Annotated in this window: 11 protein-coding genes; 2 read left to right on the top strand and 9 right to left on the bottom strand. The window is 54.3% G+C overall.

Annotation, left to right across the window (positions count from 1 at the left end):
- Nucleotides 1-7: 7 nt before the first annotated feature.
- A complete protein-coding gene (locus ABDW36_RS06080; RefSeq protein WP_343700986.1) occupies nucleotides 8-1,381 on the bottom strand; it encodes a M20/M25/M40 family metallo-hydrolase in 1,374 nt (457 codons plus the stop codon).
- Between the two features lie 139 nt (nucleotides 1,382-1,520).
- Between ABDW36_RS06080 and bshA the strand changes: the two genes are divergently transcribed.
- A complete protein-coding gene (gene bshA, locus ABDW36_RS06075) occupies nucleotides 1,521-2,660 on the top strand; it encodes an N-acetyl-alpha-D-glucosaminyl L-malate synthase BshA (RefSeq protein ID WP_343700985.1) in 1,140 nt (379 codons plus the stop codon).
- Between the two features lie 86 nt (nucleotides 2,661-2,746).
- Here bshA and ABDW36_RS06070 read toward each other — a convergent pair whose 3' ends face one another.
- The 7 genes from ABDW36_RS06070 to porU all read right to left on the bottom strand — a co-directional run bounded on the left by ABDW36_RS06070 (nucleotide 2,747) and on the right by porU (nucleotide 12,498).
- Nucleotides 2,747-4,144 carry a peptidoglycan DD-metalloendopeptidase family protein gene (locus tag ABDW36_RS06070; RefSeq protein ID WP_343700984.1) on the bottom strand — a complete coding sequence of 466 codons (1,398 nt, stop codon included), beginning with the start codon at nucleotides 4,142-4,144 and terminating at the stop codon, nucleotides 2,747-2,749.
- Nucleotides 4,145-4,214: 70 nt separating this feature from the next.
- Nucleotides 4,215-5,042 (bottom strand): DUF4292 domain-containing protein, encoded by an 828-nt coding sequence (locus ABDW36_RS06065; protein WP_343700983.1) that lies wholly within the window; start codon nucleotides 5,040-5,042, stop codon nucleotides 4,215-4,217.
- Between the two features lie 39 nt (nucleotides 5,043-5,081).
- Nucleotides 5,082-6,821, bottom strand: a complete 1,740-nt coding sequence (locus ABDW36_RS06060; RefSeq protein ID WP_343700982.1) for a tetratricopeptide repeat protein — start codon at nucleotides 6,819-6,821, stop codon at nucleotides 5,082-5,084.
- 2 nt (nucleotides 6,822-6,823) lie between these two features.
- Nucleotides 6,824-7,267: a dUTP diphosphatase gene (gene dut, locus ABDW36_RS06055; RefSeq protein WP_343700981.1), complete on the bottom strand. Its 444-nt coding sequence runs from the start codon at nucleotides 7,265-7,267 to the stop codon at nucleotides 6,824-6,826.
- A 31-nt stretch (nucleotides 7,268-7,298) separates the two neighbouring features.
- Entirely contained in the window at nucleotides 7,299-7,781 is a 483-nt protein-coding gene (gene ispF, locus ABDW36_RS06050; protein WP_343700980.1) for a 2-C-methyl-D-erythritol 2,4-cyclodiphosphate synthase, read from the bottom strand.
- A gap of 105 nt (nucleotides 7,782-7,886) precedes the next feature.
- On the bottom strand, nucleotides 7,887-9,017 hold the full coding sequence (porV, locus tag ABDW36_RS06045) for a type IX secretion system outer membrane channel protein PorV (protein ID WP_343700979.1): 1,131 nt from the start codon (nucleotides 9,015-9,017) through the stop codon (nucleotides 7,887-7,889).
- A gap of 154 nt (nucleotides 9,018-9,171) precedes the next feature.
- A complete protein-coding gene (gene porU / locus ABDW36_RS06040; protein WP_343700978.1) occupies nucleotides 9,172-12,498 on the bottom strand; it encodes a type IX secretion system sortase PorU in 3,327 nt (1,108 codons plus the stop codon).
- A 182-nt stretch (nucleotides 12,499-12,680) separates the two neighbouring features.
- Here porU and ABDW36_RS06035 point away from each other — a divergent pair, with 182 nt between their 5' ends.
- Nucleotides 12,681-14,225, top strand: a complete 1,545-nt coding sequence (locus ABDW36_RS06035; RefSeq protein ID WP_343700977.1) for an SUMF1/EgtB/PvdO family nonheme iron enzyme — start codon at nucleotides 12,681-12,683, stop codon at nucleotides 14,223-14,225.
- An 82-nt stretch (nucleotides 14,226-14,307) separates the two neighbouring features.
- On the opposite strand, the gene bcp is transcribed toward ABDW36_RS06035, so the two are convergent.
- Entirely contained in the window at nucleotides 14,308-15,627 is a 1,320-nt protein-coding gene (gene bcp / locus ABDW36_RS06030) for a thioredoxin-dependent thiol peroxidase (protein WP_343700976.1), read from the bottom strand.
- Nucleotides 15,628-15,630: the final 3 nt, after the last annotated feature.

Raw genomic sequence — 15,630 nt, 5'->3', positions numbered from 1 at the left:
TGGTTTTTTATAAACCGTATTTATCTACAAGATACACCAATGCGCCCATTCCTACCGCACCCAGTTCAAGTTCTCTTTTATTCACGGCTTCAAACACGTCTGATGCGGCGTGGTGGTAATCAAAATAACGCTGGGAATCAGGAGAAAGTTCGGCCACGGGCGTGCCCAGCTCCCGGCGCAGCGGGCCTATGTCCACCCCGCCGCCTACTTCGTTAAAATCATAGAGGCCATAGGGTAAAAACAGGGGCAGCCAGCTTTTTACCTTGCTGCGCTGGGCCTCCGTCACTTCCATCATAAAACCGCGGGGCGTGAAGCCGCCGGCATCGCTCTCCAGGGCAAAAAGGTGTTTTTCCCGGTTGGCTTTGGCCAGCTCGGCGTATTTGAGACCGCCGCGGGTGCCGTTCTCTTCATTGGCAAACAACACTACGCGCAGGGTACGTTTGGGGCGTATGCCGGCGGCTTTAAAGGCCCTGAGTATTTCGATGGACTGTACGCAGCCGGCGCCATCGTCATGCGCGCCTTCACATACATCCCAGGAGTCAAGGTGGCCGCCCACGGTGATGTACTCATCCGGGAACTCGCTGCCTTTCAGTTCGCCTATCACGTTGTGGCCAATAGTGTCTGGCAGCATCTGGCAGGTGGTGCGCAAAAACACCCTGGCGCTGGGGTCTCCGGCAATCCTTTTGCTGAGGCGGTCTGCATCCTGCAGGCCAATGGCCACAGCGGCTATCTTGGGGAATGAATCGTTATAGCGGGTAGCGCCGGTATGGGGGTGGTTGTCTGTACTGTGGCTCATGGAGCGTACAATCACCGCCAGCGCGCCGTACCTGGAGGCCCGGCTGGGGCCCTGGGAGCGGAAACGTACCGCATCTCCGTAGGAATGGAAGGTTTTAATGAATTTGTTGTTGAACGGATAGTTGTAGAACACGATCTTTCCCTTCACCTGGTCTTTTTTCTGCTCCAGTTCCTCAAAAGACCGTACTTCCAGCACGGGCGCGGTAACGCCCTGTGGGCCGGTACCAACAGAGTTGCCCAGCGCCAGCACGTTCAGCGGCGGCACAAGATCTCGCCGGTTGCTGATGATGCGGGCCTGCTCCTTTTCCCCGCGTACCCAGTGAGGCACCTTGCACTCCTGCGTAAACACCCTGTCTGCCCCGGCGGCTTTCAGGGCCGCCTCTCCCCATTTTTCGGCTTTCACCATCTGCGGTGAACCTGCCAGGCGGCCGCCAATGGTTTTGGTGAGCACACGAAGGTTTTCATAAGCCTGGCTACGGGTGAGTATCTCATCGCTGAGGCGGCGGATGGCCAGGGAGTCTTCCTGCTGCGCAAAGGCAAATTGCGCCATGCAGCAGGCGGCCAGCGCCAGAATTGGTTTTCTCATATACGGATTATAGATTGTTGATGTAAAATTAAAACTAATAAATCCGCCACTCAACCCCAAATGAAGCTGCCATGACAGAGCCGGCAGCCCCGTGTTTTGAAATTACTTACCTTAGCACTTCATAAAATCCACAAGAAGGATGCGCATAGGAATAGTTTGCTACCCTACTTACGGGGGTAGCGGTGTGTTGGCTACCGAACTGGGAAAAGCACTGGCAGACAAAGGTCATATGGTACATTTCATCACCTACCAGCAACCGGTGCGCCTCAACGCATTTCACGCCAATATTTATTATCACGAAGTACAGGTGCCCACATACCCGCTGTTTGACTTCCCGCCTTATGAAAGCGCGCTCAGCAGCACCATGGTAGACGTGATCCTGAACCAGAAACTGGACCTCCTGCATGTGCATTACGCCATCCCCCATGCCTCCACCGCATATATGGCGCAGCAGATAGTAGCCAAGCAGGGCCGTTATATACCGTTCATCACTACTTTGCACGGCACAGACATTACCCTGGTGGGCAAGGATAAAACCTACGCCCCTGTGGTTACCTTTTCCATCAACGAGTCAGACGCCATCACCGCTGTATCTGAAAACCTGCGGGAAGAAACCTTCAAGTACTTCCCTATCGAAAAAGACATTTCGGTGATCTACAACTTTGTAGACACGGCCCGCTTTGCCCGCCGCGAGCTGCCGCATTTCCGCAAGGCCATAGCGCCCAATAACGAAAAGGTGCTGCTGCACGTGTCTAACTTCCGCAAGGTGAAGAGAGTACCTGATGTAGTGAAGGTGTTCAAACAGGTACGTGACGTGATGCCGGCCAAGCTGCTGCTGGTGGGAGACGGGCCAGACCGCCCCACTATAGAATGCATGTGCCGCGATCTGGGCATTTGTGAAGACGTCCGCTTTGTAGGCAAGCAGGAACAACTGGAAGACGTAATGTCTATCAGCGACCTGTTTTTATTGCCTTCGGAGTACGAAAGCTTTGGCCTCGCCGCGCTGGAAGCCATGGCCTCCCAGGTGCCGGTGATCTCTTCCAATGCCGGCGGCCTCCCGGAGATCAATATAGACGGCGTAACCGGCTTCAGCAGCCCGGTGGGCGATGTAGACCAGATGGCCGCCCACGCCATCCGCGTGCTGGAAGATGAAAGCCTGCTTTCCCGCCTGCGCAGGGGCGCGCTGGAACAGGCCACCCGCTTCCATATCAACAATATCATTCCCCAGTATGAAGCGCTGTATGATGCAGTGCTGCAACAAGCCCTGGTAAAATCATAAACGGCACGCGCTGTTGCGCAGACGCCTGATAAAAAAAGGCTGGCCATGTGACGTGGCCAGCCTTTTTTGCATACCGTATTGTCCGTTTATCTCAGTTTGATCCAGTTATTGGCGTTCTGCAATGCACCGCCTTTATACACCTGCACTTCCACCTCACCCATAGACTCATCTTCATTGGAACGCGCGGAACCTATCACCTGGCCTGTTCTCACCTTGTCTCCCGCACGCACGCTGGGGCTTTGAATACCTACATAGTTGGTGAAGTACTGCCCGTGCTTCATGATGATTACAAAGCCGGCGCCGGGAATGGAGAACACGCGGGATACCGTGCCTTCAAATATAGCCCTTACCGCACCGCCCTTGCGGGTGCCAAACACAATACCATCGTTTTCTACGGTGATCCGCTCCATGTCGGCATTTTTCTGCTTGCCGAAGTAGCTCACTATCATACCTGACTCTACGGGCCAGGGCAGCTTGCCCCGGTTGGCCTCAAAGTTGTCTGACAGCGCGGCCGCTTCAGGAGAAGCTTCCAGTACGTTCAGCACCCTGCTTGGTTTTTCTGCGGCCACTTCCGGCTCTTTGACGGGCGGCGGGGGCGGAGGCGGCTGCGTAACCGCGGCAGTAGGGTTGTTTTTGGCAGCCTCTGCAGCAGCGGCCAGGGCGCGTTTCCGCTCTTCTTCCCTGCGCTTGCGCTCCGCTTCGGCGGCTTTCTTCTTAGCCAACGCTTCAGCTTCCGCCTTGCGGCGGGCGTCTTCTATTTCTTTCCGGATGGCCAGGCGGATAGCGTCCTGCACCTTCTTCTGTGCTTTCTTTTTCTCATTGATATCCTGCAGCAGTTCCTTTTCGCGGCCTTTCAGCTTGGCCACCACCTCATCTTTCTCCTTCCGGTCTTTCTCCAGCGTTGCCCTTTCCTCCTGCTCAGACTTCAATGCGGTAGAACGTTTACCCCGTTGCTCCTGCAAATTCTTCACCTTCAGCTTCAACTGCTCCTGCGTTTCAAGAATGTTATCTGCCTGGCGCTTGCGGAACTCGCGGTATTGTTTGAGATACTGGTAGCGGCGGATGGCCTCATTAAAACTGTCTGCCGAAAAAACAAAGTTGAGCATGGCATAGCTGCTCCGGTTTTTATAAGCTGCTACAATCAGTTGTGCATATTGCTGTTTGAGGGTATCGAGGTCTCTTTCAAGGGTTTTCACATCACGGAGGGCGGCGTTGATATCTCCATTGATGAAATTGATCTCTTCATTGATATTGCGGATCATGCGGGCACGCAGGTCTATCTTGTTGCGGAGCGCGCGCAATTGGCCCAGGCTCTCCTTGCTGGTTTTCTGGGTTTCGCGCAGCATGCTCTGCGCCTCCTCCATCTGCTTTTGTATTGCCCGCTTCTGCCGTTCCAGTTCTTCCCGGGACGGCTGGTTCTGCGCCTGCAGCATAGCCGGCATCAGCGTCAACGCCATCAGTAAAACAGGGATAAACTTTTTCAATTGCAGCATTTTTATGTTCAATGATGTTTTATAACGTTAAATATACTACGAAATTGCCAGCCGCGCCCAATTACTGGCGCGTATACTTGTCAGGCACCGGGAAGGGGAAAGACTGTGGTTTGTTGAACTCCATCCGTTTAAAATCCAGCGCTACTTTCACCACGCTCTTGTCTTCCACATAGATCTTCCGCTGGAAGGCTATCTTTCGCCCGTCTACCATCTTGTGCGCGCCATAGGTCAGTTCTACCACGCGGGTATTGGCAGCAGTGCTGTCGCGGTCTGTAATGCGGCATTGCTGTATCACATAATCGTCCGCAAAAACATTAAAAAGGCTCACCAGCGTGGGCTGTATGGAGGCAAAAGAGATCACTGACTGGGTGGTTACCACATTGGAAATGGAATCTGACAGGAACACAGCATTCCCCACAATCAGGTCTTGCAGGGTTCTGAGGTCCATATTGAGCTTCAGCATTTCCTGCCCTTCCTGTACGTTGCGGAGGGTAACGGTACCTTCCAGGCGGTTCACGATCTTGATACTGTCTCTCGTAACCAGTATGCGGGCGCCTTCAATGTTGGCAGGGCCGGCCACTCTTATCCAGATGGCGCTGTCATATTCCATGCGGATGTTAACGCCGAGGTTGTTCATGCGTTTGCCCCGGTCATCGTCATAGTCCATTTTCAGCTCTGCGGAAAAGGTTTTGAACTCAATACGGTTGGCACGTACTTTTTCGAGAATGTCTTTAGCGAGGGCGGCTTCCTTTTCCCGGCTGAGCGCGTCTGTACTGCGGCCGGTAGTATCCGAAGGAAAAGTGGCGCGGGTTATTTTGGTAGCCTTGCATGAAAATAATACGAGGCTGAATAAACATGCAACAATTTGTAGTACTGCTTTTTGCTCCATTATACGTGTAATAGTTTTCATGGCCCGTGCCTTATGCGGTCAGCGGTCCAGGCTTTTGATATAACGCTTCTCTGCTATTTTGCGGGCCAGCCCCTGCGAGTTGGCGCCCCTGGCCTTGGCCAGCTGCCAGTACTCCACGGCTTTATCTTTTTCGTTGAGATTGAAAAGGATATCGCCGTAATGTTCCAGCACATCAGGGTCCTGCCGCGCTTCCGGGTACTGCATTGCTTTCTCTATCCAGCTCCGGGCCTGCTGATACTTGCCCATCCTGAAAAGGATCCAGGCGTAGGTATCCATATACGTAGGACTTTCCGGCTTCAGCTCCAGCGAGCGGCGGCTGAGCTCCTCAGCCTTCTCCAGGTTGTCTCCCCGCACGGAAAGGTAATAGCTGTAGTTGTTCATTACGATATGATCTTTGGGCCGGAGCGTCAGCACCATATCGTAACTGCTGTCGCTGCGGGCATGCAGCCCGCTGGCATGGTAGGCGTCTCCCAGCAGGGCGTATACGTCTGCCACAAACCGTTTTTCACCACCGATGGCCAGCGCCGTGTTGAGAGACTGGATGGCCGTATCGTACCGCTGCCTGAAATAATTGGCAAGACCATTGAAATAGAAGCCCATGAACTCTTTCGGGAACTGGCGGGTAACGTGGGCGCTCACGCGCAGCAGGGAATCCGTCTGTTCCGTGCGGGAGTACATCCACATTAGCTGGTACCATACGCTGAAACGGGTAGAATCAAGCGCAATGGCTTTTTTATAGTTCACCAGCGCACTGTCTGGCCGGTCTGCCTGTGAAAACATGTCCGCCCGCAGGGCATAGGCCTTGGCTTCCCGGGGGTGGGCTTCCACAATGAGGCCGGTAAGCAGCAGCCCTTCCGCACGTTTGGTAGTATCTGTTTCCAGCATTTGCAGATAGGGGTATACGAAAGATATCTTTTCGTCAATATTATACTCCTTGTTCTGGAACGCCTTCACCAAAAAAGCCCGGTACTTGGGCTCATTGCCGTTCTTCTTTTCGTAGTTGGCAATGGCGATCAGGGCACGCGGGTGGTACGGGTCTATCTGCAGAATGGTATCATACACGGCCCTTGCTTCCGGAACGCGTTCCGCAGCATCGTAAATTTCCGCCAGCAGGCCCCAGTAACGCAGTTCTCCCGGTTCCTGCCGGGTGAGCTTGCGCACTTCAGCGGCGGCCTTGTCTACCATGTTCAGCCGCATAAAAATGCGCTGCTTCTGGAACACCAGGTCTTCCACCACGCCCACACGGCTTTCAATAGTATCAAACACCTCCAGCGCTTCAGAGAAATGGCGGCCTTTGGAGAGGGACATGCCTTTGTTGAAAAGCAGGTCATCGTCTTGCGGGTATTGCCGGCTCAGCTGGTCATACACCACGGCGGCGCTGTCAAACATTTCGTTGACGGTATATGCGTCTGCCAGGGCCATGCGGAACCATTTGTTGGAAGTGTCCAGCTGTACGGCCCTGCGGGCAAAGCCCAGGGAGTAGGCCGGGTTGCGCACTTCCATGAAGAGGCGGCTCAGCTCGTAATAAACGGTGGGGTTGTTGCGGTTGAGGCGGATGTAATCAGAGTACTGGGTGATGGCCGTTTTGTAATCGCCTAACATTTTGGAGCGCTGGGCCGCAAAGAACAGGCTGTCTGCCCGCTGCTCCAGCACCTGCTGCTGCACGCCGGCGGGCACGGAGGCAACTTTGCGGTTGCTTCCGCAGCCTGCGGCCGTTAAGGCGACAGCAATTGTTATAACGATAACGGTTAAACGCATACTCAGGATTTTCCCGTATGGCCAAAGCCGCCTACGCCCCTTGTTGTATCTGACAACTCAGGCACTTCTGCCAGCGTTGCCTGTACAAAAGGAGCAATCACCATCTGTGCAATGCGGTCTCCATGCTGGATGGTTTGCGGTTCGTTAGACAAATTGATCATTATGATCTTGATCTCACCCCTGTAATCAGCATCTATCGTGCCGGGAGTGTTCAGCAGGGTAAGCCCCTGCTTGATAGCCAGCCCGCTGCGGGGGCGTACCTGCGCTTCAAAGCCGGCAGGCAGCTCCATAAACAGGCCGGTGGGCACCAGCGTGCGCTCCAGCGGCTGCAGGGTGAGCGGCGCGGCCAGGTTGGCGCGCAGGTCCATACCAGCGGCATCAGCCGTGGCGTAAGATGGTAACGGATTTTCCGAACGGTTAATGATCTTTACTTGTATATCAGCCATTTGAACAAAGGTAAACAGTTAAAAATAAACACTACTGCTTTTCCAGCAGCACGGTAGCATAGGCCACTACCCCTTCTTCCCGGCCCACAAAGCCCAGCTTTTCCGTTGTGGTGGCCTTGATAGACACTTCTTCTACCGTAAGCCCCAGCAGGCGGGCAATTACCTCCTGCATTTGCGGAACATAGAGTTTTATTTTAGGCGCCTGCAGGCACAATGAGGAATCAACGTTCACCACACCGTAGCCCTTCTCCCCGATCAGCTCCCGGCAGCGGCCCAGCAGTATCTTGCTGTCTATATCCTTGTACGCCTGGTCTGTATCGGGGAAATGCACCCCAATATCTCCAAGGCCTGCCGCGCCCAGCATGGCATCACAAATAGCATGCAGCAACACGTCTGCATCGCTGTGGCCCAGCGCGCCCTTGTGATGAGGCACCAGCACGCCGCCCAGCCAAAAGTCCCTTTCCGGTACCAGTTGGTGAAAATCCACCCCTAATCCAATCCTTAATTTGCTCATAGTAGTCAAAAAAAAATATTACGATCTGTTAAAATAATAAATCCTCCCTTGGTACCGGAGGATTTATTCGTTGTTTGCGATTATTATTATGGCAAAGATACTGCACTATTCGTCATTCCCGGACAGGTCGAATGTAAGGGTGAAGCGGAGCGTGTTAGACAGCGGGTTGCGCTGTATACCCGTTCCGGAAGGCACCAGGTAAGAGAAGTTCAGCCCGAAAATATTGTATTTCACGCCCAGGCCCGCTGTAAAATAACGGCGGTTGCCCTTGGTCTTGTGCTCGTTGTAATAACCGGCGCGTACTGCAAACTGGTCGTTATACCAGTATTCGCCGCCGAAGGAATACATCAGCTCATGCAGTTCTTCCTTAAAGCCCCCCGGCGCGTCCCCGAAAGAGGAGAACATGCCTTCCAGCATGCTTTTGTCAGGATAAGTGCTGTCAAGCCTGGGCGTAGGCACCAGCAGCTTGTTCACATCCAGCGAAAAGGTCACTTTGTTGTATTCATCTATCCCGATGGTATAAGAGGTACCCAGGCCCAGGTTGGTGGGCAGGAAGTCTTTTTGTGCGGACTGCGTGTAGGAAATACGGTTACCGATATTGGTAATGGCAAAACCGAAGCTCCAGTTATTCACCAGGCCATTATCTTTCTCAAAATCCCTGGTGTAAAAACCGCTGAGGTCAGCTGCCACGGCGCGGCCGGGGCGTATGGTCTGCTGGTCTGGCGTAAGGCCGGTGGCCAGGCTGGAGTGGATGTAACGCAATGCCACGCCCAGAGACCAGTGGTCACTCAACTTACGGGCATAACCGGCGTCTATGGCAAATTCACGGGGGCGGAAGGTGCCGTTGTCTGCGCCGCCAATGTCGCGGAACTCAATATCTCCCAGTGAAAAATAACGGAGAGAACCGCCAATGGCCTGCAGTTCGTCAATCTGCGTGTATCCGGCCAGCTGCGCCAGGAACACGTCGTTCACCAGCTCTTTTAACCAGGGCGTATATGTAACGGCTACCGCCGATTTCTTAGGGGCAAAAGGCAATTTGGAAAGGTTCCAGTAAACGGAGTTGGCATCCGGCGAAATGGCAAGGCCGGCATCGCCCATAGCACCGCTTCTGGCGTCAGGGGATATACGAAGAAAAGGTACGGCTGTGTTAATGGTATTCATGCGCCCGTCCAGTTCATCTCTGCTGGGAGGGTCCTGCTGGGCAAAAGACTGCTGGCTGAGGAATAGGGCAGACACGCATATTGCAACCGTCGTAATCCTTGAAAACATGCAAAATATGTTTAATAGCTAAATGTAAAAATAACGTCTAATTTATGAATAACAAGTGACGGGGGCACAAAAAAACACATCATAATTACATTTCAAATTTACACAATTTTTAATATATAAATTACAATAATATCATTTTTCCTCCAAACACTTTTTCCTTACCCATGCTCTTAACTATAACCTGATAAAAATAGACGCCAGGGGTCAATTGTACTCCCGAATCGCTCCTTCCGTTCCACGGAATGCCAGAATAACGGCCGTTTGTTCCATTTATTGTGCTTTTGATTGTGCTCACCTGCCGGCCGGTGGCTGTAAAGATACGTATAAGCACATCAAGATCAGTGTTTTGCTGGTTGTGGCTGAACATAAAACGGGTCTGGCCGCGGAAAGGATTGGGATAATTGTATACTTTTTCCACTGCCAGCACGGATTTGGGCACAACAGTAAACGAGATGTTAATGGTTGAAGAATTATTGTAGCTGTCCCACGCCCGGATGGTAAGGGTATGTTTGCCGGGAGCCAGGCCTGCCAGCGGGAAGGTAACCCGGCCCTCCCGGAAGTTGCCGGGAGCGGTGGTATAAAATTCGTTCATATTGTAGAACTGCGTGCTGTCATCCAGCACCGCTACAATATCATGCCCGATGCCGTTACCGGTGGCGTTGATGCCGCTCTCGTCATGCAGGTACACCAGCAGCAGCGGATCTTCAGCGGTAAGGCCGCCGTCCCGGAAAGACTCGTCGTTCATCCAGGCCCTGATCAGCGGGCCCTGGTTATCTGCGGGGGCATTGGCGGCAGTGCCGGTAACAGCCAGGTTGGCGTAGGTGCCGCCGCCGTCTTCGGTTTCATTGCTGGTATAATAGCTGATCTTGCCGGCTCCGGGCGTAACGGCAATGTCTTTAGGCACTACAAAAGTAAAACGGAACTGGCCGTTCTGCACAGGCTGGCTGCCCCGGAACAGGGCCCTGTTCTGCACCTGGTAATCTGCCGCCGTACTGCCGGGGTCATTGCCCAGGGTGCGGTAGGTGGCAGGTTTGTCAAACACGGTCATGTACAGCATGCCGTTGTAACCGGTTTGCACGTTGCCGGCGGCATCTCTCACGCTGCCCGCTACCGTGTATTGCCCCAGGGCCCGCAAGGTGTCTGCCGTGCCGGCGGGGCGGCCGTTAAGGGAGTCGGTATACACCGTCCATTTCGGGAAAGCGAGTGACAGGGCCGGGTCTCCCAGCAGCTGGAATTTGCGGTTGTTCACAATATCTCCCAGGGTGGCATAGGTTTCATTTTTAGCCCGCATGGCCCCCTCTCCCAGCGTAGGCAGGCGCCCGCCCGCGCCGGGCTGAAAGGCCAGCCGGAAATAGTTGGCGTTCATAACCAGGTTGGAGCTGGCAAACACGGGGCGCGTGGTGGTCATCAGCGCTATGGCGCCGCCTTTTTCCCGGCTGAGCAACTTCTCTCCCAGGGAGTGGAACTGCGGGTTGTCAAACGGCGCAAAGTCGCACGTGGCAGTTACCAATAAAGGCAAACGGTGCTCATTATTCCAGGCGTTCAAGGATGTTTCATCCATCACGGCTTCTTCCGCCAGCCGTGAAAAGCTGCCGTGGCCGGTGTAGTTCCACACCAGCGTACCGTTGAACATGCGGCGGTTAATGGCCTCATTGGCAGCGGGGTAACGGCTGCCGGAAGCGCCGGACACCTGGGGGAAGGCATCCAGGTAATATTTGGCGATGTTGTAGCGGGGCTGCTCCTGTTCAATAATGCGGCTTACTTTTTCCGCATCCTCGAAATGGAGATTACCGTCTTCATCATCCGCCACAAACGTCATTTCATTACGCCAGGGCCCAAAGCCGGCGGGAGAATGATACTGCATGATCTTGTTCACCACCGCCGCCGCTTCCGCTATATTACGCACGGGCAGGCGGCCAATGGCCACATCCAGCAGGGGATTGCCGCCAATATGGTCACTGTCGTCAAGAAATCCGAAATAGTCGTCAGACATATGCGTGTTGATACCATGCAGCGAGGCCGTGCTCTGCCAGGTAGGCACCATGTTGGATGCGTCTTTGTACATAAAGGAAGCGCGGCCGAAGAGGAGCAGGTACTTCAGGCCGCTGCGGTCATAATGCATCTTGACAAAATCCCGCAGGGCCGTAGGGTCTGCCAGGCCGGAGCCGAACTCGTTATAGATCTCTTCCGTTGTGGCCACCCCCACATCCAGGCCGGCGCTGCCGTGCCAGGCCGCCAGCTTGTCCGCTTCCGGGCGCAGGGCGGCGGTGGTCACTATCAGCATGCCGGAAACGGCGCTGCCATGCAGGTTTTGGTTGGGCACCGGGCCCACATACTGCGGTTGGGGCAATGCGTCGGGATTAAAGGCCACATACTCCCGCAGGCTGCCGCAGTTTCGGTCGAAACGCAGGGTATTGCCAGCCAGCCGGGTTTTCAGCTGCACCGGCCGCAGGGGGGCCGTTACGTCCCACACCTGGGTTTGAGGGGCGGCATTGGTGATCTCGAAGGTGGCGGGGCCGGCGCAACGCGTATCTCTGAAAGGCAGCGAGCCAGACGCGGGCATAACCAGCGGGCTGCGGCCCAGTATTTCTATGTAATCCAGCCAGCCCCGTGCGGCGGCATTGCCCTGGTACCGGAGGGTAATGGCAGCGCCGCCCGTATAGGGGAAATACGCTTCTACGGCCGTGGCATACTCGTCAAAAATATTGCCGCTCACCGGGCCGGGTACCAGCCGCTGCCCGGCTATCTCGAACTGGGAGCCGCCCGTACTGCGCGCTACCGCCCTTATGCGGAGATGCGCATCTGTTAGCCCGGCCGCCGGCATGGGCAGGGTGAAGTTCCTTTCCTGCAGGGTGGCGTTCAATTCCTCGCCCAGCCAGTCTTTTCCGCTGGAAAGGATGTTGTAAAGATCTTTTTCATAGAAAGCGCGGTAGTTGTAGGTGGTAACGGGAGGGCCGGGGGGAGCGGCGGAAGCGTCTTCCCCGATACGGAGACCGCCCGGACTGACATGCAGGAAATAACAAACGGAATCTGCATACAAATGCCTTGCATGGCGGAACCCTTCAGGAGTATTGGCCCAGGTATGCGGGCCTTCGGCGTAAAACAGGAGGTAGTCTCCCCCGTTCATCACCCCGTCTCCCCCATCTGCCACCCAAACGGCATTTTCCGGAAGGTCGTCCGGGCGGGGCAAGGCATTGTCTTCTGCCAGCATCTGCCCACCCGTACCATACACCCGCAGGGAAGCGGAGGCCAGGTTGGTGGTATTGATGCCCATGGCTTGCAGCAGGGGCACATCTACCCGGTACACCCCGGCCTCTTTGACCGCCAGTTTGTACCAGTTGCCATCCGCCAGCACAGACCGGGAGGCATAGCCCCGTTGCCCGTAAGCCTCACCCAGCCAGCAAAGCAGGCATGCCAGAGCGCAAAGAACGGAGCGGGTGGTTGTCATCAGGATGGCAGGATTTGTATATTTGATACAAACCTAATGTATCTCAGGGGATTTCGCAACCGGGGGAGGAGCAATGTACCACCTGCTTATAGATTAATTTTTTTTGCTATAAAATAAAAAAGCATACATTTGCGTTTACCTAATTGAATACCTAAATTGTATCGATCAAAAGCTGTTATCGCATGCGCAGATTAACCTCCTTATCCTTGATTGTAGGCACCGGTGTGATGTTGTCCATGTCGGCCTGTAAGAACGGGGGCCTTTTCGGAAAGAAGAAAGAATCTTCATCCGCTACCGGGTGGACGTATAACGACCCGAAGATGGGCGGGTTTTCCGTTGCCAAAAATAAAGACCAGTTTACCGGCCCCGGCCTTGTATTTGTACAGGGCGGCACCTTTGCCATGGGCGCTACGGAGCAGGACGTGATGTCTGACTGGAACAATATACCCCGCCGTATTACGGTGTCTTCGTTTTACATAGATGAAACGGAAGTATCCAACGTAAACTACCGCGAGTACCTGTACTGGCTTACCCGCATGTACGGCGAATCTTTCCCCGACGTATACCGCAACGCCCTGCCGGACACGCTGGTATGGCGTAGCGAGCTGGCTTATAACGAGCCGCTGGTGGAATATTATTTCCGCCACCCGGCCTATAACGATTACCCGATTGTAGGCGTAACCTGGAAACAGGCAACAGACTATGCCAAATGGCGCTCCAACCGCGTGAATGAAAAGCTGCTGATGGACGCGGGCCTGCTTTCTAAAGCAGACATCATGAACCAGGCAGACGATAATACTTTTGACAGCAAATCATACATGGCGGGCCTCTACGAAGGCACGCCCGGTAAAATGAGCAAAAGCGCCAAGAAACAATTCAGCAATCCTGACGGGTCTCCCCGCGGCGCGCAGTTTGAAGACGGCATCATGCTGCCCAACTACCGCCTGCCTACGGAAGCTGAATGGGAATATGCGGCGTTGGGCTACATAGGCCAGAACCCGAACCCTTCCAAAAAAGAAGGTAAACGCGGTGAAGAGCTGATTCTCAACAAACAGATCTATTCCTGGGGCACCAACAACAGCGGCCTGCGCGATATTCGCCGCGGCAACTGGCAAGGCCAGTTCCTCGCCAACTTCAAGCGCGGCTCCGGTGACAACATGGGTATGGCCGGTGGCCTGAATGACCGTGCGTCTATTCCGGCCCCCGTTCAATCTTACTTCCCGAACACTTTTGGCATCTATAACATGTCTGGCAACGTAAGCGAATGGGTACAGGACGTATACAGGCCGCTCACCACCATTGACGGTGACGACTTCAACTACTTCCGCGGTAACAAGTTCCAGACGGTTTACCAGAACGCAGAAAAAGAATTTGAAAAAGACAGCCTGGGCGCGCTAAAAATGCGTGATGTAACAGACGAAGAGTCTGCCAGCCGCCTCAACTACCAGAAAGGTGACGTGATCAACTACCTTGACGGTGACTCCCTCTCCCTGGTGGAATACGGCTACGGCATTACCTCCCTGATCAACGACAAGTCAAGGGTGATCAAAGGCGGCAGCTGGAATGACCGTGCATACTGGCTTTCGCCCGGTAACCGCCGCCACATGCAGGAAGACATGGCCACCAACACCGTTGGTTTCCGCTGCGCCATGGACCGCGTGGGCAGCCCCGAAGGCAACAAGTTCAAAACCGGCCAGGTATTCAAGAAACAACGCCAGAAAAGATAGCAGCATACAATTATCGGTATAAAAAAACGGGAAAGAAGATGATCTTCTTTCCCGTTTTGCTTTTATGGCTGCTACGTTTGAATCAGCGTTTTGATTTGGCTTTGGCCGCGGCCTTTTTGGTTGCAGCTTTTTTAGGTGCCGCTTTCTTCGCTGCTGCTTTTTTAGCTGCTGCCTTTTTCGGCGCCGCTTTTTTCGCAACCGGCTTTGCTTTCACCGCGACTTTTTTAGCTGCGGTCTTTTTAGGAGTTGCTTTCTTTGCGGCTGCTTTTTTAGGTGCGGTCCTCTTTGCAACCGGCTTCGCTTTCACCGCTACCTTTTTAGCCGCAGCTTTTTTAGGAGTGACCTTCCTGGTTGCCGCCTTTTTTGCCGCTGCTTTTTTCGCAACCGGTTTTGCCTTCACTGCCACCTTTTTAGCTACAGCTTTTTTAGGAGTTGCTTTCTTTGCTGCCGCTTTTTTGGGTGCGGCCTTCTTTGCAACTGGCTTCACTTTCACTGCTACCTTTTTAGCTGCGGCTTTCTTAGGAGTGGCTTTCTTTGCTGCTGGTTTTGCTTTAGCCGCTGCCTTTTTAGGCGCCGCTTTCTTGGGAGCAGCCGCCTTTGCTTTGGCTGCTGCCTTCTTAGGAGCAGCCTTGGTGACTGCTTTCCTGGCGGCAGGTTTCACTTTGGCGGCAGCTTTCTTTCCTGCTGGCGCGGGCGCCGGTGCTGCAGGTTTCGCTGCCGTCTTTTTCTTCGCCGCAGCCTTCTTCGAAGCTGCTACAGCAGCAGCTTTTTCCTGCTCAGCCGCTTCCTCGGATGCAGCTGTCGAAATTTCTTTGGCCTTGCTCATCACATCATGGATCTCTTCAATGGCCTCTGCGTCAGGCGTGTTGGTTTCTTCTGCCACAGGCGCAGCCGCGGCTTCTTCAACAGGCTCGCTCCGGAACGGTCCCGCCGCTTCTTCACCTTCCCACAACGCAAGTATCTGCGCGGCATGGTCCCCATTGTCGGGCCTTTCAATGATGTGGGCTATAACGCCGTTCTCGTCAATGAGAAAGGTGGTGCGGTGCGTACCGTCATAAGTACGGCCCATAAATGTCTTCTCACCCCATACGCCGTAAGCGTTCAGGATGGTATGGCTTTCGTCTACCAGTATCGGGAAAGGCAGATCATATGTTTCCGCAAATTTCCGGTGGCTCTTTTCGTCGTCTTCACTCACCCCGATCACGGCGTAGCCCTTTTGCAGCAGGCGCGCGTGATGGTCCCGGAGGTTACAGGCCTGGGTGGTGCATCCGGGGGTCATGTCATGCGGGTAAAAATAGAGGATCACTTTCTTTCCTGAAAAGTCGGCCAGCGATACATCCTGGCCATGCTGGTCTTTGGCTGTAAAGGCGGGAGCAATGTCCCCGGGTTTAAGATGCTTCACGGT

It is taken from the genome of Chitinophaga sp., assembly GCF_039596455.1.
GTDB lineage: Bacteria > Bacteroidota > Bacteroidia > Chitinophagales > Chitinophagaceae > Chitinophaga.
This window is presented reverse-complemented; position numbering and strand designations above follow the sequence as displayed.

Excerpts from the sequence above, each read along its gene's own strand:
- ABDW36_RS06080 (WP_343700986.1), bottom strand. The coding sequence starts at position 1,381 with ATGAGAAAACCAATTCTGGCGCTGGCCGCCTGCTGCATGGCGCAATTT.
- bshA (WP_343700985.1), top strand. The coding sequence starts at position 1,521 with ATGCGCATAGGAATAGTTTGCTACCCTACTTACGGGGGTAGCGGTGTG.
- ABDW36_RS06065 (WP_343700983.1), bottom strand. The coding sequence starts at position 5,042 with ATGGAGCAAAAAGCAGTACTACAAATTGTTGCATGTTTATTCAGCCTC.
- ABDW36_RS06060 (WP_343700982.1), bottom strand. The coding sequence starts at position 6,821 with ATGCGTTTAACCGTTATCGTTATAACAATTGCTGTCGCCTTAACGGCC.
- dut (WP_343700981.1), bottom strand. The coding sequence starts at position 7,267 with ATGGCTGATATACAAGTAAAGATCATTAACCGTTCGGAAAATCCGTTA.
- ispF (WP_343700980.1), bottom strand. The coding sequence starts at position 7,781 with ATGAGCAAATTAAGGATTGGATTAGGGGTGGATTTTCACCAACTGGTA.
- porU (WP_343700978.1), bottom strand. The coding sequence starts at position 12,498 with ATGACAACCACCCGCTCCGTTCTTTGCGCTCTGGCATGCCTGCTTTGC.
- ABDW36_RS06035 (WP_343700977.1), top strand. The coding sequence starts at position 12,681 with ATGCGCAGATTAACCTCCTTATCCTTGATTGTAGGCACCGGTGTGATG.